At 68.8% G+C, this 20735-nt stretch carries 18 protein-coding genes; 12 read left to right on the top strand and 6 right to left on the bottom strand.

Annotated features, from left to right (window positions below; genetic code table 11):
- Window positions 1-6 precede the first annotated feature (6 nt).
- The 5 genes from tldD to GTO19_RS14900 all read left to right on the top strand — a co-directional run bounded on the left by tldD (window position 7) and on the right by GTO19_RS14900 (window position 5508).
- Window positions 7-1467 (top strand): metalloprotease TldD, encoded by a 1461-nt coding sequence (gene tldD / locus GTO19_RS14920; protein WP_291021980.1) that lies wholly within the window; start codon window positions 7-9, stop codon window positions 1465-1467.
- Window positions 1468-1589: 122 nt separating this feature from the next.
- Window positions 1590-2426, top strand: coding sequence for a chromate resistance protein ChrB domain-containing protein (locus GTO19_RS14915; RefSeq protein WP_291021978.1), 837 nt, complete (start codon window positions 1590-1592; stop codon window positions 2424-2426).
- On the top strand, window positions 2423-3766 hold the full coding sequence (chrA, locus tag GTO19_RS14910) for a chromate efflux transporter (protein WP_291021976.1): 1344 nt from the start codon (window positions 2423-2425) through the stop codon (window positions 3764-3766). Before GTO19_RS14915 ends, chrA begins: the two co-directional genes overlap by 4 nt.
- 214 nt (window positions 3767-3980) lie before the next feature.
- Entirely contained in the window at window positions 3981-5108 is a 1128-nt protein-coding gene (locus GTO19_RS14905) for a 3-deoxy-7-phosphoheptulonate synthase (RefSeq protein WP_291021974.1), read from the top strand.
- Between the two features lie 79 nt (window positions 5109-5187).
- Entirely contained in the window at window positions 5188-5508 is a 321-nt protein-coding gene (locus GTO19_RS14900) for a hypothetical protein (protein WP_291021972.1), read from the top strand.
- 9 nt (window positions 5509-5517) lie between these two features.
- Here the strand turns inward: GTO19_RS14900 and mpl are convergent, their stop codons facing one another.
- Entirely contained in the window at window positions 5518-6903 is a 1386-nt protein-coding gene (mpl, locus tag GTO19_RS14895; RefSeq protein WP_291021970.1) for a UDP-N-acetylmuramate:L-alanyl-gamma-D-glutamyl-meso-diaminopimelate ligase, read from the bottom strand.
- Window positions 6904-6969: 66 nt separating this feature from the next.
- Here mpl and GTO19_RS14890 point away from each other — a divergent pair, with 66 nt between their 5' ends.
- The 7 genes from GTO19_RS14890 (at window position 6970) to GTO19_RS14860 (ending at window position 13271) form a co-directional block, all read left to right on the top strand.
- Window positions 6970-7581: a hypothetical protein gene (locus tag GTO19_RS14890; RefSeq protein ID WP_291021968.1), complete on the top strand. Its 612-nt coding sequence runs from the start codon at window positions 6970-6972 to the stop codon at window positions 7579-7581.
- 61 nt (window positions 7582-7642) lie between these two features.
- Entirely contained in the window at window positions 7643-8173 is a 531-nt protein-coding gene (locus GTO19_RS14885) for a TlpA disulfide reductase family protein (protein WP_291021966.1), read from the top strand.
- A gap of 175 nt (window positions 8174-8348) precedes the next feature.
- Window positions 8349-8813, top strand: coding sequence for an acetyl-CoA carboxylase biotin carboxyl carrier protein (gene accB / locus GTO19_RS14880; RefSeq protein WP_291021964.1), 465 nt, complete (start codon window positions 8349-8351; stop codon window positions 8811-8813).
- A 13-nt stretch (window positions 8814-8826) separates the two neighbouring features.
- Window positions 8827-10176 (top strand): acetyl-CoA carboxylase biotin carboxylase subunit, encoded by a 1350-nt coding sequence (gene accC, locus GTO19_RS14875; RefSeq protein WP_291021962.1) that lies wholly within the window; start codon window positions 8827-8829, stop codon window positions 10174-10176.
- Window positions 10166-11083, top strand: coding sequence for a 50S ribosomal protein L11 methyltransferase (gene prmA, locus GTO19_RS14870; protein ID WP_291021960.1), 918 nt, complete (start codon window positions 10166-10168; stop codon window positions 11081-11083). Before accC ends, prmA begins: the two co-directional genes overlap by 11 nt.
- A gap of 34 nt (window positions 11084-11117) precedes the next feature.
- The gene (locus tag GTO19_RS14865) at window positions 11118-12353 is read left to right on the top strand and encodes a DUF3426 domain-containing protein (protein ID WP_291021959.1); all 1236 of its coding nucleotides are present in this window, start codon (window positions 11118-11120) and stop codon (window positions 12351-12353) included.
- 18 nt (window positions 12354-12371) lie between these two features.
- Complete coding sequence (locus GTO19_RS14860) at window positions 12372-13271, top strand: carbohydrate kinase family protein (protein WP_291021958.1); 900 nt, start codon at window positions 12372-12374, stop codon at window positions 13269-13271.
- 66 nt (window positions 13272-13337) lie between these two features.
- On the opposite strand, the gene GTO19_RS14855 is transcribed toward GTO19_RS14860, so the two are convergent.
- The 5 genes from GTO19_RS14855 to GTO19_RS14835 form a co-directional block, all read right to left on the bottom strand.
- Complete coding sequence (locus tag GTO19_RS14855) at window positions 13338-13856, bottom strand: histone H1-like DNA-binding protein (protein WP_291021957.1); 519 nt, start codon at window positions 13854-13856, stop codon at window positions 13338-13340.
- Window positions 13857-14072: 216 nt separating this feature from the next.
- Complete coding sequence (locus tag GTO19_RS14850) at window positions 14073-15257, bottom strand: ribonucleotide-diphosphate reductase subunit beta (protein WP_291021955.1); 1185 nt, start codon at window positions 15255-15257, stop codon at window positions 14073-14075.
- 146 nt (window positions 15258-15403) lie between these two features.
- Complete coding sequence (locus GTO19_RS14845; RefSeq protein ID WP_291021953.1) at window positions 15404-18292, bottom strand: ribonucleoside-diphosphate reductase subunit alpha; 2889 nt, start codon at window positions 18290-18292, stop codon at window positions 15404-15406.
- Between the two features lie 331 nt (window positions 18293-18623).
- Complete coding sequence (gene ampD, locus GTO19_RS14840; RefSeq protein WP_291021951.1) at window positions 18624-19256, bottom strand: 1,6-anhydro-N-acetylmuramyl-L-alanine amidase AmpD; 633 nt, start codon at window positions 19254-19256, stop codon at window positions 18624-18626.
- A complete protein-coding gene (locus tag GTO19_RS14835) occupies window positions 19231-20733 on the bottom strand; it encodes a sigma-54 dependent transcriptional regulator (RefSeq protein ID WP_291021949.1) in 1503 nt (500 codons plus the stop codon). Before GTO19_RS14835 ends, ampD begins: the two co-directional genes overlap by 26 nt.
- Window positions 20734-20735: the final 2 nt, after the last annotated feature.

Genomic DNA, 20735 nt, shown 5'->3' with positions numbered 1-20735 from the left:
GGCCGCATGATCGCCCGCGAACCCACCCTGGCCCGCCTGGCCACCGCCGAGCAGCTCCTGCTCGAACCCTTCGGACTCACCACCGCCCACCTGCACCAGGCGCTGGCGGAAATCCGCTCCCACGGCGTGGACGACGCCGACCTGTACTTCCAGGCCACCCGCAACGAGGGCTGGAGCCTGGAAGAGGGCATCGTCAAGACCGGCAGTTTCCACATCGAACAGGGCGTGGGCGTGCGCGCCGTCAGCGGTGAGAAGACCGCCTTCGCCTACTCCGACGACCTGTCCTGGGATTCCCTGCTCGACGCCGCGCGCACCGTGCGCAGCATCTCGGGGCAGGGTCAGGCAAAGAAGGTCAAGGTCCAGGCCTCCAAGGTCGCCAAGTCGCGCTCGCTCTACGCCGACGTGGACCCCATCGCCTCGATGGACAGCACCGCCAAGGTGGCGCTGCTGGAGAAAGTGGAGCGCCTGGCCAAGGCCAGGGACCCGCGCGTGGCGCAGGTGATGGCCGGCCTGGCCGCCGAGCACGACGTGGTGCTGGTGGCGCGCGCCGACGGCACCCTGGCGGCCGACGTGCGCCCGCTCATCCGCCTGTCCGTTACCGTCATCGCCGAGCAGAACGGCCGGCGCGAGATGGGCAACTCCGGCGGCGGTGGCCGCTTCGGCCTGGCGTACTTCGACGACGCCATGGTGCAAAGCTACGTGGATGAGGCGGTCGAGCAGGCCCTGACCAACCTCGAGTCGCGCCCCGCGCCGGCCGGCGAGATGGTGGTGGTGCTGGGCCCCGGCTGGCCCGGCATCCTGCTGCACGAGGCGGTGGGCCACGGGCTGGAGGGCGACTTCAACCGCAAGGGCAGCAGCGCTTTCGCCGGCCGCATCGGCCAGCGCGTGGCGGCCAAGGGCGTCACCGTGCTCGACGACGGCACCATCGCCGACCGCCGCGGGTCGCTCAACATCGACGACGAAGGCCACGCCTCGCAGCGCAACGTGCTCATCGAGGACGGCATCCTGCGCGGCTACATGCAGGACGCGATGAACGCGCGCCTGATGGGCGTGAAGCCCACCGGCAACGGCCGGCGCGAGAGCTACGCCCACATGCCCATGCCGCGCATGACCAACACCTACATGCTGGGCGGCGACAAGCACCCCGACGAGATCGTCGCCAGCATCAAGAAAGGTCTGTACGCCACCAACTTCGGTGGCGGCCAGGTCGACATCACCAGCGGCAAGTTCGTGTTCTCTGCCAGCCAGGCCTTCTGGGTCGAGAACGGCAAGATCCAGTACCCGGTGAAGGGGGCCACCCTGGTCGGCAACGGCCCCGACGCGCTGACGCGCGTGAGCATGATCGGCAACGACATGCGGCTGGACACCGGCGTGGGCACCTGCGGCAAGGAAGGCCAGAGCGTGCCCGTGGGGGTGGGCCAGCCCACGCTGCGCATCGAGGCGCTGACGGTCGGCGGCACGGCCTGATCCCGGTAGCGCCGCCGGTCAAGCGGCGCTACACTGCGCCCCTCGGGACCACAGCCTCCCGCGGCCCGCACCGGGCCAAGACACGTCGTCCAAGCGCTGAACAGCCCTTCACGGAGCCTGTCATGGACGACGATCTTTTCATTTCACGCACAGCCCTGGCCGCGCGCCTGGGCCACGCTGGCGCGCCCTGGATCCTGGATGTGCGCCGCCCCGAACGCTTCGACGCCAGTACCCATCGGGTGGCGGGTGCGCTGCGCACCCTCCCGCCAGACGATGCCGACCGCGAAGTGATCGTGTACTGCGTGCATGGCCACGAGGTGAGCCAGCGCGCGGCGCGCGAGCTGCGCGCGGCCGGCCGCCGGGCCTGGGCGCTGGAAGGCGGCATCGACGGTGGCGAGCCCGGGGTCGATGGCAGCGCCTTCATTGGCCGCGTGCGCGCCGAACCCTTGCCCGTGTTGCGCCAGCGGCGCGATCTCGGCGTGAGCGGTGAAGCACCGAGTCGCTGGATCACGCGCGAACGCCCCCGCATCGACCGCATCGCCTGTCCCTGGCTGGTGCGCCGCTTCATCGACCCGCTGGCCGAGTTCCACTTCGCACCCACGGCCGAGGTGCTGGCGCGCGCGCAGGCCCTGGGTGCGGTGGCGTTCGATATTCCCGGCGCGCCCATCACCCACGTGGGCGAGCGCTGCAGTTTCGACGCCTTGATCGATGCCTTCGGCCTGCAACTGCCCGCGCTCGACCGGCTCGCCACCATCGTGCGCGGTGCCGACACCGACCGGCTCGACCTCGATCCCGTCAGCGCCGGCCTGCTGGCCGTCTCGCTCGGCCTGGCACGCCTGCACGAGGGCGACGACCACGCCCTGCTGGCTGCCGGTGTGCCGGTCTACGACGCCCTGTACGCCTGGTGCGCGGCCGAGCAGCGCCGCGACAACGAAACCCATACCTGGAGGCCCGCGTGAGCGATGCCCGTACCGTGTCCTTCGGCGAAGCCCTGCGCTTCTGGCTCAAGCTCGGCTTCATCAGCTTCGGCGGCCCGGCGGGGCAGATCGCGGTGATGCACCGCGAACTCGTGGAGCAGCGCCGCTGGATCAGCGAGCGGCGTTTCCTGCACGCGCTCAACTACTGCATGCTGCTGCCCGGCCCGGAGGCCCAGCAGCTCGCCACCTACATCGGCTGGCTGCTGCACCGCACCTGGGGTGGCATCGCGGCCGGTGTGCTGTTCGTGCTGCCCTCGCTGCTGCTGCTCATCGGCTTGAGCTGGGCCTACCTCGTCTATGGCCACGTGGGCTGGGTGGCGGGTGTGCTCTATGGCATCAAGCCCGCCGTGGCGGCCATCGTGGTGCAGGCGGTGTGGCGCATCGGCGGCAAGGTGCTGCGCTCGCCGCGCCGCGCGCCCTGGCTGTGGGCCCTGGCCATCGGCAGCTTCATCGCGATCGCGGTGCTCCAGCTGCCGTTCCCGCTGGTGGTGCTGTCGGCGCTGGCGCTGGGCTGGCTGGGGGGGCGGCTCGCGCCCGCGCAGTTCCTGCCCGCCAGCGGCCACGCCGCCGCCGCGGCGACTCACGCGCCGGCGCTCATTGACGACCACACCCCTCCGCCGGCGCACGCGCGCTTCTCGCGCGGCCGGCTGGCGCGTGTGCTGCTGGTGGGCGGCATGCTGTGGGCGGCGCCCATGGCCGCGCTGCTCGCCTGGCAGGGCGCGCAGGGGGTGCTGTCCACCATGGGCCTGTTCTTCTCCAAGGCGGCGCTGCTCACCTTTGGCGGCGCCTACGCGGTGTTGCCGTACGTGTACCAGGGCGCGGTGCTGCAGCACGGCTGGCTCAGCGGGCCGCAGATGATCGACGGGCTGGCGCTGGGTGAGACCACGCCGGGGCCACTGATCATGGTCGTCGCCTTCGTCGGCTTCCTCGGTGGCTGGCACACCGAGGTGCTGGGCCTGGACGCCCGTTTCTGGGGCGCGGCGCTGGCGGCCACGGTGGTCACCTGGTTCACCTTCCTGCCCTCGTTCGTGTTCATCCTGGCGGGTGGCCCGCTGGTGGAGAGCACGCACGGCCAGATGCATTTCACCGCGCCGCTCACCGGCATCTCGGCGGCGGTGGTGGGCGTGATCGCGAGCCTGGGTGTGTTCTTCCTGGCCCACATCGCGCGGCCCGTGCCGGGCGGGCCGGTGGATGTCGCGGCGCTGGCCATTGCGGCGCTGGCGGCGCTGGCACTGGTGCGGTTCAAGCTGGGTGTCATCCCGGTGATCGCGGCCTGCGGCGCGCTGGGGGTGTTGCTCAAAACCACCGGCTGGGTGGCCTGACGCCGGTTCGTCACAGGCCCTGTGCTACATTGCGCCCCATGCCCTCGCGCGCCGTTTACTTCGCCTTTTACTTTTGGTTCTCTGTCCCCGGCGGACGAGAGGCGAAGACGTAAGCGCGCCAAGCATCTCGAACACAAACCGCCGGAGCCTCAAGCCCGGCGGTTTTTTTTCGCCCTCACCGTTTTCCCCTAGACCCCCCCACCAGGAGCACCTGATGAACGCCAAAGCCACCAATGCCGCCAGCGACGCCTGGTATGCGCGTCCTCTCGACAAGACCAGCGAGACCGACGACCAACGCATTCAGGACATCACCGTGCTTCCGCCGCCCGAACACCTCATCCGCTTCTTCCCCATCGCCGGCACGGCGACGGAGGCCTTGATCAGCCAGACGCGCCAGCGCATCCACCGCATCCTGCACGGCAAGGACGATCGGCTGCTCGTGGTGATCGGCCCCTGCTCCATCCACGATCCCGGCGCCGCCCTGGACTACGCCCGGCGCCTGAAGCCGCTGCGCGAACAGTACGCCGACACGCTGGAGATCGTGATGCGCGTCTACTTCGAGAAGCCGCGCACCACGGTGGGCTGGAAGGGCCTCATCAACGACCCCTACCTCGACGAGAGCTTCCGCATCGACGAGGGCCTGCGCATCGCGCGCCAGTTGCTCATCGAGATCAACCGCCAGGGCCTGCCGGCGGGCAGCGAGTTCCTCGACGTGATCTCCCCGCAGTACATCGCTGACCTCATCAGCTGGGGCGCCATCGGCGCGCGCACCACCGAGAGCCAGGTCCACCGCGAGCTGGCCTCCGGCCTGTCGATGCCCGTCGGCTTCAAGAACGGCACCGACGGCAACATCAAGATCGCCACCGACGCCATCCAGGCGGCGGGCCGTGGGCACCACTTCCTGTCGGTGCACAAGAACGGCCAGGTCGCCATCGTGCAGACCAAGGGCAACAAGGACTGCCACGTGATCCTGCGCGGCGGCAAGGCGCCCAACTACGACGCCGACAGCGTGGCCGCCGCCGTGAAGGACCTGGAAGCGGCCAAGCAGGTGCCGCGCCTCATGATCGACTTCAGCCACGCCAACAGCAGCAAGCAGCATGAGAAGCAGATCGATGTGGCGCGCGACGTGGGCGCGCAGATCGCGGGTGGTTCGAAGTCGATCTTCGGTGTGATGATCGAGAGCCACATCGAGGCCGGCGCGCAGAAGTTCACCCCGGGCAAGGACGACCCCGCCGCGCTGCGGTACGGCCAGAGCATCACCGACGCCTGCCTGGGCTGGAGCGATTCGGTGCAGGCGCTGGAGATCCTGTCGCAGTCGGTTGAGGCCGCGCGCCGCCGCTGAGCGAGGAGGGTTTTCCGCGGTGCCGCGCCCGGTGGGCGCGGCACAATGGCCCGACAACCAGCCTCGCGGAGACACACCCATGCGCAGCCAAGTCATCGTCACCTGGGGCGAGCCCGCCACCTACCGCATCGACCTGGAAGAGGTGCAGCCCATGCCGCACGATCAGGCGCGGCACTGGCTCGACGAGCAGTTCACGCAGATGGGCTGCGAGCCGATCCGCCTCACGGGCAAGGTACTCACGGCCGACAAGATCCTGTGCATCGCGCAGGCCGCGGGCCAGCCGCGCTTCCAGGACGCGGCGCACCGCGACTGGGCCCTGGCCTTCGCGCGCGCGGCCAGCGCGGCGCTGGCCAAGCCCATCGTCACCGTGGACGTGCCGGCCCAGTCGCTGAGTTATTGAAGTATTGAATCAGCCGGCCAGCGCCTTGAGCAGGCGCTCGTGGATGCCGCCGAAGCCGCCGTTGCTCATGCACACGATGTGGTCGCCGGCCCGCGCGGCCTGCGTCACCTGGTTCACCACCGTCTCGATGTTCGCGCCCACCACCGCGCGCGCGCCCATGGGCGCCAGCGCCTCCGCGGCGTCCCAGTCGAGCCCGCCCGAGTGGCAGAAGGCCAGGTCGGCGTTCTCCAGGCTCCAGGGCAGTTGTGCTTTCATCGTGCCCAGTTTCATGGTGTTGCTGCGCGGCTCGAACACCGCGAGGATGCGCCCGCGCGGCTGGCCGAGCCGGCGCGCCAGGCCATCGAGCGTGGTGCGGATGGCCGTGGGGTGGTGGGCGAAGTCGTCGTAGACGGTGATGTCGCCGCCCGCGCGCGGCACGACGCCGCGCAGCTCCATGCGGCGGCGCACGTTCTCGAAACGCGCCAGGGCCTGCGCGGCCTCGGCGGGCGGCACGCCCAGGTGGTCGGCCGCCGCGATGGCCGCCAGCGCATTGAGCTGGTTGTGCACGCCGCTGAGCGCCCAGCGCACATGGCCCATGGCCTGACCACGCACCAGCACGTCGAAATCGTGCGGTTCGCCCTGGGCAGTGAAGTCGCTCACGGCCGCGCCGAAGCTGCGAACCTCGCTCCAGCAGCCTTGGTGCAGCACACGCTCCAGGCTGTCCTCCAGCCCGTTGACCACCACGCGGCCGCTGCCGGGCACGGTGCGCACCAGGTGGTGGAACTGCCGCTCGATGGCCTTGAGGTCGTCGAAGATGTCGGCGTGGTCGAACTCGAGGTTGTTCAGCACGGCCGTGCGCGGGCGGTAGTGCACGAACTTGGGGCGCTTGTCGAAGAAGGCGGTGTCGTACTCGTCTGCTTCGATAACGAAGGCCTTGCCCTGGCCCAGCCGGGCTGAAAGCCCGAAGTTCATGGGCACGCCGCCCACGAGAAAGCCGGGCTTCTGGCCACAAGCTTCCAGGATCCACGTCAGCATCGAGGTGGTGGTCGTCTTGCCGTGCGTGCCGGCCACGGCCAGCACATGACGGCCCTGCAGCACGTGCTCGGCCAGCCACTGCGGGCCGCTGGTGTAGGGTGCGCCGGCCTCCAGGATGGCTTCCATCAGCGGGAACTTGGGCGTGCCGTCGGGCAGTCGCGCGCGGCTGACCACGTTGCCGATGACCCAGACGTCGGGCTTGAGCGCCATCTGGTCCGCATCGAAACCCTCGATGAGGTCGATGCCAAGGGCGCGGAGCTGGTCGCTCATGGGCGGGTAGACGCCGGCGTCGCAGCCCGTCACGCGGTGACCCGCCTCGCGGGCCAGGGCCGCGACACCGCCCATGAAGGTGCCGCAGATGCCCAGGATATGAATATGCATGCGCGGATTCTAGGGACGTGGGCAGTGCCCGCCCGGCAGGCATCGCCCACGGGGCACAATCCCGGGATGCTCTCGCGAGACGACACCGCCGCCGAGATCGCCGCCGTGGCCGCGCGCCTGGTGGTCGACGAAGGCCAGGACTACGCCGCGGCCAAGCGCGCCGCCATCCGCCAGCTGGGCCTGCCTGCCCGCACCCCGCTGCCCGACAACGACACGCTGGAAGCCGCCGTGCGCGAGCACATCGCCGTGTTCTGCGCCGACACCCAGCCCGCCGAGCTGCGCGCGCTGCGGGAACTGGCGCTGGTCTGGATGGATCGACTCCAGGTCTTCCGCCCGCACCTGGGTGGCGCCGCCTGGCATGGCACGGCCACGCGCCACAGCGACCTTCACATGCACCTCTTCTGCGACGACCCCAAGCAGGCCGAATGGGCCCTGATCGACCACCGCGTGGACTACCACCCCGGAACGGGCACGGGCTGGCGCGGCGAACCGGTCGAGGCGCTCACGGTGCGCACGCGCAGCGAAGCGCTCGGCCAGTGGGTTCTCATGCACCTGCTGGTGCACGACCTCGACGGCCTGCGCGGCGCGCTCAAGCCCGACAGCCAGGGGCGCAAGCCGCGCGGCGACGCCGCCGCGCTGCGCGAGCGCCTGGCGGCCGAGGCCGGGGAGGGGGCGTGATGGGCGCCGCACGGCCGCCCGAAGGCGCTTGCACCGCAACGCAGCGCGCGGAGGTGTTCCGATGAAATTGCAGCGTCGCCATTGGCTGGCGGGTGGCGTCGCGCTCGCCGCGGCCGGTGCCGGGGTGTGGTGGGCCGAGCGGCGCCTGAGCCCGGCGCCCTTGATGGATGGCGCCGAGACCGCGTTCTGGCAGACCTCGTTCGAAACGCCCGAAGGCGGCGCCCCGCTGGCGGTGGCCGCTCTGCGCGGCCGCCCCTTGCTCGTGAACTTCTGGGCCACCTGGTGCCCGCCCTGCGTGGAGGAATTGCCGCTGCTCAACGCCTTTCACCAGAAGCAATCGCCCAAGGGCTGGCAGTTGCTGGGGCTGGCGGTCGATCGCGTGGAGCCGGTGCGCCAGTTCCTCCAGCGCCTGCCGCTGTCCTTTCCCGTCGGCATGACCGGCTTCGCCGGCACCGAGCTCAGCCGAACGCTGGGCAACGCCACGGGCGCCCTGCCGTTCACCGTGGTGTTCGGTGCCGATGGCCGCGTGGTCCACCGCAAGATCGGCCAGGTGCACGAGTCCGACCTGTCGCAATGGGCCGAACTGGCCTGATGCATTGAACAGACGGCAAGCGCGTTCTTCTGCATTGATTTCGGGCCTGGACTGCCGGGCTGGTATCAGGTGTGACTTCGTGTACACTGCCCCACCCTTTGGCGGTTGGGGCATCTCCATTCGACGAAATTGAGAGCATTTAGTACCAACTTCGCCGAACTTCGTTGGAGAAATCATGGATTTGCGAAAACTCAAGACGCTGATCGATCTGGTGTCGGAATCGAACGTGTCGGAGCTCGAGATCACCGAAGCGGAGGGCAAGGTCCGCATCGTCAAGGCCACGCCGGCCGTGATGCCCGCCCCCATCACCTACAGCATGCCCCCCGTGGCCCCCACCGCGCCTGCCGCGCAGGTGGTGGAAGTGGCGTCGCCCGCTGCGGCGGCCGCCGCGCCCGCGCAGCCGGCCGGCCACACGGTCAAGTCGCCCATGGTCGGCACGTTCTACCGCGCTTCGGCCCCCGGCGCCAAGCCTTTTGTCGAAGTCGGGGACACGGTGAAGGAGGGGGACACCATCTGCATCGTCGAAGCGATGAAGATCCTCAACGAGATCGAGGCCGACAAGAGCGGCACCGTGACCCAGATCCTGGTCCAGAACGGCCAGGCCGTGGAATACGGCCAGCCGCTGTTCGCGATCGAGTGAGGGCCGCGCACCCATGTTCAAGAAGATCCTGATCGCCAACCGCGGCGAGATCGCCCTGCGCATCCTGCGCGCCTGCCGCGAGATGGGCATCAAGACGGTGGTGGTCTATTCCGAGGCCGATCGCGACGCCAAGTACGTCAAGCTCGCCGATGAGGCGGTGTGCATCGGTCCGGCGCAGTCGGGTCAGAGCTACCTGAACATGCCCGCCATCATCTCGGCCGCCGAGGTGACGGACGCCGAGGCCATCCACCCCGGCTACGGCTTCCTGAGCGAGAACGCCGACTTCGCCGAACGCGTGGAGCGCAGCGGCTTCACCTTCATCGGACCCACGCCCGATTCCATCCGCCTCATGGGCGACAAGGTCTCGGCCAAGCAGGCCATGATCCGCGCGGGCGTGCCCTGCGTGCCCGGCTCCGATGGGGCGCTGCCCGACGACCCCGTGGTCATCAAGCGCACGGCCAAGGCCGTGGGCTACCCGGTCATCATCAAGGCCGCAGGCGGTGGCGGCGGACGCGGCATGCGCGTGGTGCACACCGAAGCGGCGCTGCTGCACGCCGTGCAGACCACCAAGGCCGAGGCCGGCGCGGCCTTTGGCAACGCCGAGGTCTACATGGAGAAGTTCCTCCAGAACCCGCGGCACATCGAGATCCAGGTGCTGGCCGATCAGCACGGCAACGCCGTCCACCTGGGCGAGCGCGACTGCTCCATGCAGCGGCGCCACCAGAAGGTCATCGAAGAAGCGCCGGCGCCCGGCATTCCACGCCGCCTGATCGAAAAGATCGGCGAGCGCTGCGCGGCCGCCTGCAAGAAGATCGGCTACCGCGGCGCGGGCACCTTCGAGTTCCTGTTCGAGAACGGCGAGTTCTATTTCATCGAGATGAACACGCGCGTGCAGGTGGAGCACCCGGTGACCGAGTGGATCACCGGCATCGACATCGTGCGCACGCAGATCGCCGTGGCCGCCGGCGAGAAGCTGCCGTTCACGCAGCGCCAGGTGCAGCTCAAGGGCCACGCCATCGAATGCCGCGTCAACGCCGAGGATCCCTACAAGTTCACGCCCTCACCGGGCCGCATCACCCTGTGGCACCCGCCGGGTGGGCCGGGGGTGCGCGTCGACTCGCACGTCTACAACAACTACTTCGTGCCGCCCAACTACGACTCCATGATCGGCAAGATCATCGTGCACGGCGACACGCGTGAGCAGGCGCTGGCGCGCATGCGCACCGCGCTGGCCGAAACGGTGGTCGAGGGCATCAAGACCAACATCCCGCTGCACCGCGAGCTGATGGTCGATGCCAATTTCGTGGCCGGTGGAACGAACATCCACTACCTCGAAGAGTGGCTGTCGCAGCGTGAGCGCTGATTCCGCCGCTGGCGCGGCCACGCCTTTCGAGCTGGTCCTGGTGGTGCCCGAGGCGGCCATCGAGGCCGTGGGCGAGGCGCTCGACGCGCTGGATGCGCTCAGCGTGTCGGTGGAAGACGCCGACGCCATGACCGAGGCCGAGCAGGCCCTGTTCGGCGAGCCCGGCATGCCGCCACCCAAGGAAGGCTGGCAGCGCTCGCGCGTGGTCGCGCTGTTTCCCGACGAGGCCGCCGCGCGCGAGGCCGCCACGCTGCTGTCGGCACAGGACTTCTTTGATGGCTGCCGCGTGCAAGGCGTGCGCGCCGTGCCCGAACAGGACTGGGTGCGCCTGACGCAGTCGCAGTTCGAGCCGGTCGAGATCACGCCCACCTTCTGGATCGTGCCCTCCTGGCACGAGCCGCCCGCGCAGGCGCGCGAGGTGATCCGGCTCGACCCGGGCTTGGCCTTCGGCACCGGCACCCACCCCACCACGCGCATGTGCCTGCGCTGGACGGCCGCGCAGGCCCCCGTGGGACCGCGCGTGCTCGACTACGGCTGCGGCTCGGGCATCCTGGCCATCGGCGCGGCCAAGCACGGCGCGCGCGACATCCTTGCCGTCGACATCGACCCGGCGGCGGTGGAGTCCACGCGCCTGAACGCCGACGCGAACAGCGTCGCGTTGCAGGCTGGCCTGCCCGATGCCGCGAAGGGCGAGCACGACCTGGTGCTCGCCAACATCCTGGCCACGCCGCTGAAGGTGCTCGCGCCGCTGCTGTGTTCGCACGTGCGCCCGGGTGGCCACCTGGTGCTCGCGGGCATCCTGGCGCGCCAGGCCGATGAACTGCGCGAGGCCTATGCGCCCTGGCTCGCGCTCGAGGTCAGCGACGAAGAGGACGGCTGGATCCTCATGACCGCGCGCAAGCCCTGAGCCCCGCGCGTCGCGGCCCGCGATAATCGGCCCCATGAGTTTCACCACCCGCTGTCCGGCTTGCGGCACCGTGTTCCGCGTGGTGGCCGATCAACTCAAGATCTCGGACGGCTGGGTGCGCTGCGGACACTGCTCCGATGTGTTCGACGCCACCATCCACCTGGAAGCCTGGGTGCCGTCGGCCGCGGCCCCGGCTGCGTCCGCTGATGCAGCCCCGGCCGCGCCGGCAAGCGCACCGGTGCCCGCGCCAACCGCCATGGTGGAACCCGCGGTGCCACCCCCGCCGGTTCCTGAACCCACCTTGCCGGACGCGGCCGATGACATGCCGGCCCCACCCGCGCAGCCGCCCGAGGACGACGACCTGCGGGCCTGGTTTGGCGATGGCCCGCTCGATGCGTCGCCGGTCACCGAGCCGCGCGTCGAGGAAGTCGCCCCGGTGGCCGAGCCCGCGCCCGAACCCGCACAGCCGAAGCCCGTCGCCGAAGCGGTGACCGAGCCGGTGCCCGAGCCCCAGCCGGAGTCCGAGCCCGACGATGTGTGGATGCCCAGCGTATCGAACACGCTCGCCGTGGCGTCGCGGGACGAACCCGAATCCGACTTCCACGCCGAGCTGGAACGCTTTGCGCACTCCACGCGAGCGCCATTGCCCGCGGCCCCGCCGGACACGGCCTTGGCGGATGCCCCCGAGACCGCCGAAGCCGCGCCGCCCGCACCGGCCGCTCGCGACCGCGACGCGGACGCCCCCGACGCGGAGCCCGGCTTCGTGCGCCAGGCGCGCCGCCGCGCGTTCTGGAACTCACCGGGCATGCGCGTCGGGCTCGCGCTGCTGACACTGATGCTCGCGCTGCTTCTCGCGGCGCAATGGGCCATCCAGGAGCGCCACCGTCTGGTGGCGGCGCAGCCGGCGCTCAAGCCCTGGATCTTGCAGGCCTGCGACCACCTGGGTTGCGACCTCGCACCGGTGCGCCAGATCGACGCCATCGTGATCGACAGCGCCGAGCTGGTGCGCCGGCTCGGCAACTTCCATTCGTTCGACATCGTGCTGCACAACCAGTCACCGCTGGAAGTGGCCCTGCCGGCGCTCGAGCTGACCTTGACCGACACCCAACAGGTGGTCGTGGCCCGCCGTGTCTTCCTGCCGCAAGACTGGCCCGCCGGTGTGGCGGCACTGCCGCCCCATGAGCGCGTGTCGGTCAGTTTCCGCCTCTCCATCTCGCTCGGCGAGGGCGTGCCCACCGCGGGTTATCGCGCCCTCGTCTTCTATCCCTGAACCCCCCCCTTCGACACCATGCCCATCCTCGTTTGCGGCTCGCTGGCCTTCGACACCATCATGACCTTCGAAGGCCGGTTCGCCGACCAGATCCTGCCCGACCAGTTGCACATCCTCAACGTGTCCTTCCTGGTGCCCGGCCTGCGGCGCGACTTCGGCGGCTGCGCAGGCAACATCGCCTACGGGCTGCGGCAACTGGGCGCCGAGGTGGCCCCGCTGGCGGCGCTGGGCAGCGATGGCGCCGACTACCTTGCCCGCATGCGCGAGCTGGGCGTGGACACGGCCCACGTGAGCACCGTGGCCGACGCCTACACCGCGCAGGCCATGATCATGACCGACCGCGACAACAACCAGATCACGGCCTTCCACCCGGGCGCGATGTCCTTCGCGCACGACACACCGGTGCCCGCGCGAAAGGACCTCACCCTGGGCATCATCGCGCCCGATGGCCGCGAGGGCATGGTCTCCCACGCCGCGCAACTCAAGGCCGCAGGCGTGCCCTTCGTGTTCGATCCGGGTCAGGGCCTGCCCATGTTCAATGGCGAGGAGCTGCTGCGCTTCATCGACCAGGCGAGTTGGGTGGCGGTGAACGACTACGAAGGCCGCATGCTCTGCGACCGCACCGGCCTGTCACTGGCCGACATCTCTCAGCGCGTGCGCGGCCTCGTGGTCACGCTCGCCGACCAGGGCTGCGACGTGTGGGAAAACGGCGTGGCCACGCGCGTGCCTGGCGTGAAGGCCGAAGCCGTGGTCGATCCCACGGGTTGTGGCGATGCCTTTCGCGCGGCGCTGCTGCACGGCCTCTCCAAGGGTTGGCCGCTGACGCGCTGCGCGGAATTGGGCAACCGCCTGGGGGCGCTCAAGATTGCGGTCCGCGGTCCGCAGAACTACACGGTGGATCCCACGCTGCGGGCCTGAACGTGGTCCGGAATGAAAAAAGCCCGGTGCTTTCGCACCGGGCTTTCAGATCAACTCAAGGCTGACTCAGGGCTTGCTGGACGTCGGGAACGGCCAGGCGGCTTGAGGGTTGAGCTTGGTCTGAGCGGCGGGAGCGGCCGCGGGAGCAGGGGCAGCCGGCTTCTTGGCCGGCTCAGCTTTTTTTGCGGGGGCTGCCTTCTTCGCAGGGGCTGCCTTTTTCGCAGGGGCCTTTTTAGCTGCCGCTTTCTTCGCGGGCGCCTTCTTCGCAGCGGCTTTCTTCGCCGGCGCTTTCTTGGCCGCGGCTTTCTTCGCCGGGGCCTTCTTGGCTGCCGCTTTCTTGGCGGGAGCCTTCTTGGCCGCGACTTTCTTCTTCGCCGGGGCTTTCTTGGCCGCGACTTTCTTCGCCGGGGCCTTCTTGGCGGCGACTTTCTTCTTCGCCGGGGCCTTCTTGGCCGCGACTTTCTTCGCCGGAGCCTTCTTGGCCACGACCTTCTTCGCCGGGGCTTTCTTGGCGGCGACTTTCTTCTTCGCCGGCGCCTTTTTCGCCGCAGCCTTCTTGGCCGGGGCTTTCTTCGCAGTTGCCATTGCTTTCTCCTTGATCAAGTTGCAAAGAGCACTTCAGCCGGTCGGATGGCCGGTGAAGCGATTCAAGGTTCTGCGGTCAGGTGGATGCATCCACAACAGACCCCAGGGCCCTGAATCCGGGCTCAGGCCAGTGCGGGCGTCTGCGCGCCCTGCGGCTGTCCTGATGATTCGATTCGTCTTCTTGTTCGCTGGCAATGCGGAGGCCCGGCCGGGACATCAGTCCCAGGAAAGCGCTCCGCCCGATTGGTACTCGATCACCCGTGTTTCGAAGAAGTTGCGTTCCTTCTTGAGGTCGATCATCTCGCTCATCCAGGGGAACGGGTTCTCTTCGTTCGGGAACAGGGGTTCCAGGCCGATCTGCGTGGCGCGCCGGTTGGCGATGTAGCGCAGGTAGCCCTTGAACATGGAGGCATTGAGGCCCAGCACGCCGCGCGGCATGGTGTCCTCGGCGTAGCGGTACTCGAGCTCGACGGCCTTGAGGAACAGCTCCTTGATCTCGGCCTTGAACTCCGCCGTCCAGAGCAGCGGGTTCTCCATCTTGATGGCGTTGATCAGGTCGATGCCGAAATTGCAGTGCATCGACTCGTCGCGCAGGATGTACTGGTACTGCTCGGCGGCGCCGGTCATCTTGTTCTGGCGGCCCAGCGCCAGGATCTGGGTGAAGCCGACGTAGAAGAACATGCCCTCCATCAGGCAGGCGAAAACGATCAGGCTCTTGAGCAAGGTCTGGTCGTTCTCGGGCGTGCCGGTGTGGAAGTTCGGGTCCATGATCGCCTCGATGAAGGGGATCAGGAACTCGTCCTTGTCGCGGATCGACTGGATCTCGTTGTAGGCGTTGAAGATCTCGGACTCGTCGAGACCCAGCGATTCCACGATGTACTGGTAGGCGTGCGTGTGGATCGCTTCTTCGAAAGCCTGGCGCAGCAGGAACTGGCGGCACTCGGGCGCCGTGATGTGGCGGTAGGTGCCCAGCACGATGTTGTTGGCGGCCAGCGAGTCAGCGGTGACGAAGAAGCCGAGGTTGCGCTTGACGATGCGGCGCTCGTCCTCGGTGAGGCCGTTCGGGTCTTTCCAGAGCGCGATGTCGCGGCTCATGTTCACTTCCTGCGGCATCCAGTGGTTGGCGCAGGTGGCCAGGTACTTCTCCCAGGCCCACTTGTATTTGAAGGGGACGAGCTGGTTGACGTCGGTCTGGCCGTTGATGATGCGCTTGTCGGCCACGTTGATGCGGCGCTGCGGCGCGGCCGCCTGGCTCGACGGCGTGGCGGAGGAGGCGACGTGACGGGTGACGGCGGAGGTGGTCTCACCGATGGATGAGACTTGCAAGCCCGGCTGGCCGGAAGGGCGGGGGCTGTGCGTCGACGTCGAAGAAGGTGTTGTGGGTTCGTCCCAGTTCAACATAGGGGTCGGTCCGATTCAGCGAATTATCAAAGTGTCTGCGCGAATTGCAAAGCAATCAGGCCGCATGCTCACGAATTTTGTTGCGGTGTTGCATCGAATGAATCAACGCATTGCACCGCTGCGGCTTCGATTGCACGCAATCCGATTCACTGGCAGGCCTCGCAACCCGGGTCATCGATGGCGCAGAACTTCACGTCGGTGGCGGGTTCGCTCGCAACCGTCGTTGCACTCGCGGCCGCGGCCATCGGTGCGCTCGGCGTCACCGACACCGCATTGAGTTGTCCCGTGCGGCCGGTGGATTTCTCGATCTGCGTGGCCGAGGTGGTGCGCAGGTAATAGGTGGTCTTCAAGCCGCGCAGCCAGGCGAGCTTGTAGGTTTCGTCGAGCTTCTTGCCCGACGCACCGGCCATGTAGATGTTCAGGCTCTGTGCCTGGTCGATCCACTTCTGGCGGCGCGCGGCGGCTTCCACCAGCCACACCGGCTCGACCTCGAACGCGGTGGCGTACAGGGCTTTCACATCCTGCGGCACGCGGTCGATGGGGCGCAGCGAGCCATCGAAGTGCTTGAGGTCCATGACCATCACGTCGTCCCACAGGCCCAGGCGCTTCAGGTCCTTGACGAGGTAGCTGTTGATGACGGTGAACTCGCCCGACAGGTTGGACTTGACCGAGAGGTTGCCGAAGCAAGGCTCGATGGAGGCGTCCACGCCGATGATGTTGGAGATGGTCGCCGTGGGGGCGATGGCCACGCAGTTGGAGTTGCGCATGCCGTCGCGGGCGATCTTCTGGCGCAGGGCGTCCCAGTCGAGGCTGCTGGAGCGGTCCACGTCGACGTAGCCGCCGCGCTCCTTGGCCAGCAGGTCCAGGGTGTCGGGCGGCAGGATGCCCTTGTCCCACAGCGAGCCCTTGAAGCTGCTGTAGCGGCCGCGCTCGCGGGAGAGCTCGGTGGAGGCCCAGTAGGCGTAGTAGCAGACGGCTTCCATGGAGCGGTCGGCGAATTCGACGGCTTCGTTGGAGGCGTAGGGAATGCGAAGTTCGTACAGCGCGTCCTGGAAACCCATGATGCCCATGCCCACCGGGCGGTGGCGCAGGTTGGAATCGCGCGCCTTCTTGACCGCGTAGTAGTTGATGTCGATCACGTTGTCGAGCATGCGCATCGCGGTGGCGATGGTCTTCTTGAGCTTGTCGTGGTCGATGGCGCCGTCCTTCAGGTGGCGCAGCAGGTTGACCGAGCCGAGGTTGCAGACGGCGGTTTCGGTGTCGGAGGTGTTGAGCGTGATCTCGGTGCAGAGGTTGGAGCTGTGCACCACGCCGGCGTGCTGCTGCGGGCTGCGCACGTTGCAGGCGTCCTTGAAGGTGATCCAGGGGTGGCCGGTCTCGAACAGCATCGAGAGCATCTTGCGCCACAGGTCGGACGCGGGGACCTTGCGGTAGGGTTTGATCTCGCCGCGCGCGGCCTTTTCTTCGTAGGCGACGTAGGCCTTCTCGAAGTCGGTGCCGAACTTGTCGTGCAGGTCAGGCGTGTTGGAGGGCGAGAACAGGCTCCACTCGCCTTTTTCCAGCACGCGCTTCATGAACAGGTCCGGAATCCAGTTCGCGGTGTTCATGTCGTGGGTGCGGCGGCGGTCGTCGCCGGTGTTCTTGCGCAGCTCCAGGAATTCCTCGATGTCCAGGTGCCAGGTCTCCAGGTAGGCGCAGACCGCGCCCTTGCGCTTGCCGCCCTGGTTGACGGCCACCGCCGTGTCGTTGACGACCTTGAGGAACGGCACGACGCCCTGCGACTTGCCGTTGGTGCCCTTGATGTGCGAGCCCATGCCGCGCACGCGGGTCCAGTCGTTGCCGAGACCGCCGGCGAACTTGGACAGCATGGCGTTGTCCTTGATGGACTCGTAGATGCCGTCGAGGTCGTCGGGCACGGTGGTGAGGTAGCAGCTGGAGAGCTGCGAGCGCAGCGTGCCGCTGTTGAACAGCGTGGGCGTGCTGCTCATGAAGTCGAAGGTGGACAGGATCTCGTAGAACTCGATCGCACGGGCCTCGCGGTCGATTTCATTGAGCGACAGGCCCATGGCCACGCGCATGAAGAAAGCCTGCGGCAGTTCGATGCGCGTCTTGCGCACGTGCAGGAAGTAGCGGTCGTACAGCGTCTGCAGGCCCAGGTAGTCGAACTGCAGGTCGCGCTCGGGCTTGAGCGCGGCGCCCAGGCGCGCCAGGTCGAACTGCAGCAGGTCGGGGTTGAGCAGCTCGGCGTCCACGCCCTTGCGGATGAACTGCGGGAAGTAGTCGGCGTAGCGCTGGCCCATCTCGGCCTGCGGCACCTCGGCGCCCAGGATCTCCCGCACGATGGTATGCAGCAGCAGGCGCGCGGTGGCGTAGGTGTAGTCGGGGTCTTTTTCGATCAGCGTGCGCGCGGCCAGGATGGCGGCCTTGTAGACCTCGTCGATCGGCACGCCGTCGTACAGGTTGCGCTTGGTCTCGGCGACGATGGGGTCGGCCTTGACGTCGGCGCCCAGGCCGGCGCAGGCGTCGGTGATCAGGCGGGTGAGGGCGTCGATGTCCAGCGGCACGCGCTGGCCGCCGTCGAGCACGTGCAGCACGGGCTCGGCGGCGCGCGCGGCGGCGGCCTGGGTGGCGCGTTCGGCGGCGCGGCGCTCACGGTACAGCACATAGGCGCGGGCGACTTCATGGTGGCCGCTGCGCATCAGGCCGAGTTCGGCCTGGTCCTGCACGTCCTCGATGTGGAAGGTGCCGCCGCCCGGACGCGAGCGCATGAGCGCGCGCACGACGTTCTGCGTGAGCTCGTCCACGGTTTCGCGCACGCTGGCCGAGGCCGCGCCCTGCGTGCCGTGCACCGCCAGGAAGGCCTTCATCATGGCGACGGCGATCTTGCTGGGCTCGAACGGCACCACGGCGCCGTTGCGGCGGATGATCTGGTACTGCGTGTAGGCGGACACGGGGGTGGAGGAGGTGGGCGAAGCGCCGGGCACGGACTTCTGTGCGGGGGCGACGGGGGACTGGGGGGTGGCTGCGCTCAGCATGTTTCCTCTCGATTCAGGATTTGTTCTGGGTGATCAGGTCGGGTCGGGCGCCGTTTTCTGGTGCGGTGCTCATGCGGATGAGGGGCGCGGAAAACAGGCCTGGGGGGTATCTGGGGGCACACTATATCTGGTGTGTCGGAGGGCAACAAGGCACTACCGATAGCGTTTTGTCATCCGGAGCGCTCAACGCATCGATGGTGCCGATGCGTCGGAACGCGGCGACTTGCGCAGAGCGTCGGCCATGACTGCGTTTCGGTCGTGGAGCGAAGCATTCATGCGGGATGCGGCGCGATTCGGCGCTGCAGGCCGCGCGCGGCCTGCGATGGCCGGATCAATCGTGGCCGGTGTCGACTGGAGCGCCCGCGGTTCCTTCGCGTGTGGCTTCGGGAAAACACGAGGGCGGCCAGCCGACGAGCTGCCGCAACCGGGCCCAGTCGAAGCCGGGCCCCGGATCGTGTTTGCGAGCGGGGGCGATGTGCTCGTGGCCGGCGATGTGCCGGATGGGGTGGCGCGCACGCAAGGCCTGGCACAGGCGTGCAAGCGCCTCGTACTGGGGTGCTTCGAAGGTCTCGCCTTCCAGGCCTTCGAGTTCGATGCCCACCGAGAAGTCGTTGCAGTTGTCGCGTCCCAGCCAGTGCGAGGCGCCTGCGTGCCAGGCGCGGCGCGCGGTGGAGACGAACTGCAGCACACGCCCGTCGCGCCGCACGAAGAAGTGCGACGACACCTCGATGCCGCGGATGGCCTGGAAATAGGGGTGCGCGTCCCAGTCGAGCCGGTTGGTGAACAGCCGCTCGACCTCATCGCCGCCGTACACGCCGGGCGGCAGGCTGATGGAGTGCACCACGATCAGATCGACCGCCGTGTCGCGGGGCCGCTGGCCGTGGTTGGGTGATTCGACGCGCCGCGCGCCGCGCCACCAGCCGCCGCGCCAGCCGGGCTCAGTCCGCGGTGTCGCTGTCGCCATGGCCGGGCGCGCCGGGCACCACGATGCCCAGGCGCTGGATGCGGTAGCGGATCTGGCGCAGGTTCAGGCCCAGGCGGGCGGCCGCCGCGGTGCGGTTGAAGCCGCATTCCTGCAGGGCCTTGAGCAGCACCTGGCGCTCCTGGTCGTCGAGGTAGCGCTGCAGGTCGCTGGGCAGCGCCTCGTCACCGCCCGCCTCGGGCGGGTTCAGCGGCACGAAGCGGTAGGGCTCGCTCGCCGAGGCCTCGGGCAGTGGATCGGGCAGCGTGGCGGGTTCGGTGTCGCCGGTCTCACCGAAATCGGCGGAATGGAGCACCGGGCCGCTGGCGAGCGCGAGCGCGCGCTGCAGCAGGTTCTCGAGTTCGCGCACGTTGCCCGGCAGCTCGCGCGCCTGCAGCCAGGCCAGCGCGGCGGACGACAGCTCGGGCACGGCCTGGCCGGCCTCGGCGCACAGGCGCTCCAGCAGCGCCTGCGCGAGCAGGGGCAGGTCCTCGGGGCGGTCGCGCAGCGCGGGAGTGCGCAGGCCGATGACGTTGAGGCGGTAGTACAGGTCCTGGCGGAACTGGCCGGCCTGCACCAGCGCGGGCAGGTCGCGGTGGGTGGCACTGACCAGGCGAACGTCGATGGCGTCTTCCTGCACGGCGCCGAGCGCGCGCACGCGGCGCTCCTGGATGACGCGCAGCAGCTTGGCCTGCATGGCCAGCGGCAGGTCGCCGATCTCGTCGAGGAACAGCGTGCCGCCGTGCGCGGCCTGGAAGTAGCCCTCGCGGTCGGCGCTGGCGCCGGTGTAGGCGCCCTTGCGCGCGCCGAAGAACTCGGCCTCGATGAGGTTCTCGGGAATGGCGCCGCAGTTGACGGCGATGAAGGGGCCGCTGGCGCGGTGGCTGCATTCATGCACGGCGCGCGCCACGAGCTCCTTGCCGGTGCCCGACTCGCCCAGGATGAGCACCGGCGCCATGCTGGTGGCGACCTTCTCGATTCGGGCCTTGATCTGCACGATGCTGGGCGCCTGCCCCACCAGGCGCGCCAGGGCGCGCACGCCGCTGGGTGGCGGGGGCGCGCTGCGGGTGGGTTCGCTGGCTGGCACGGCGGCCAGCGGTGCCCGCTGGCCGCGCAGCGCCGACGTGACGGCCCCGCGCAACTGGCGCAGATCGACCGGCTTGGTGAGGTAGTCGAAGGCGCCGGCCTTGAGCGACTCGACCGCGTTCTCGGCGGAGCCGAAGGCGGTGATCACGATGCACTTCTCGGTGCGCTGGCCGTCGGTGATCTCGCGCAGCAGGCTCAGGCCCAGGCCGTCGGGCAGCTGCATGTCGGTGATGAGCACGTCGAAGCGCTGCTGGGCCAGGCCCTCGCGGGCCTGCTCCAGGTTGGCGGCCGTGGTGACGGCGTGTCCTTCGCGCAGCAGCGTCAGTTCGTACAGGGTGCGCAGGTCGGGCTCGTCGTCGACGACCAGGATGGAGGCGCTCGCGGAGGCGGTCATCT

The organism is Hydrogenophaga sp. (assembly GCF_011772445.1).
GTDB lineage: Bacteria > Pseudomonadota > Gammaproteobacteria > Burkholderiales > Burkholderiaceae_C > Hydrogenophaga.
The sequence above is the reverse complement of the archived record's forward strand: the minus strand, read 5'-3'. Positions and strand labels throughout refer to the sequence as shown.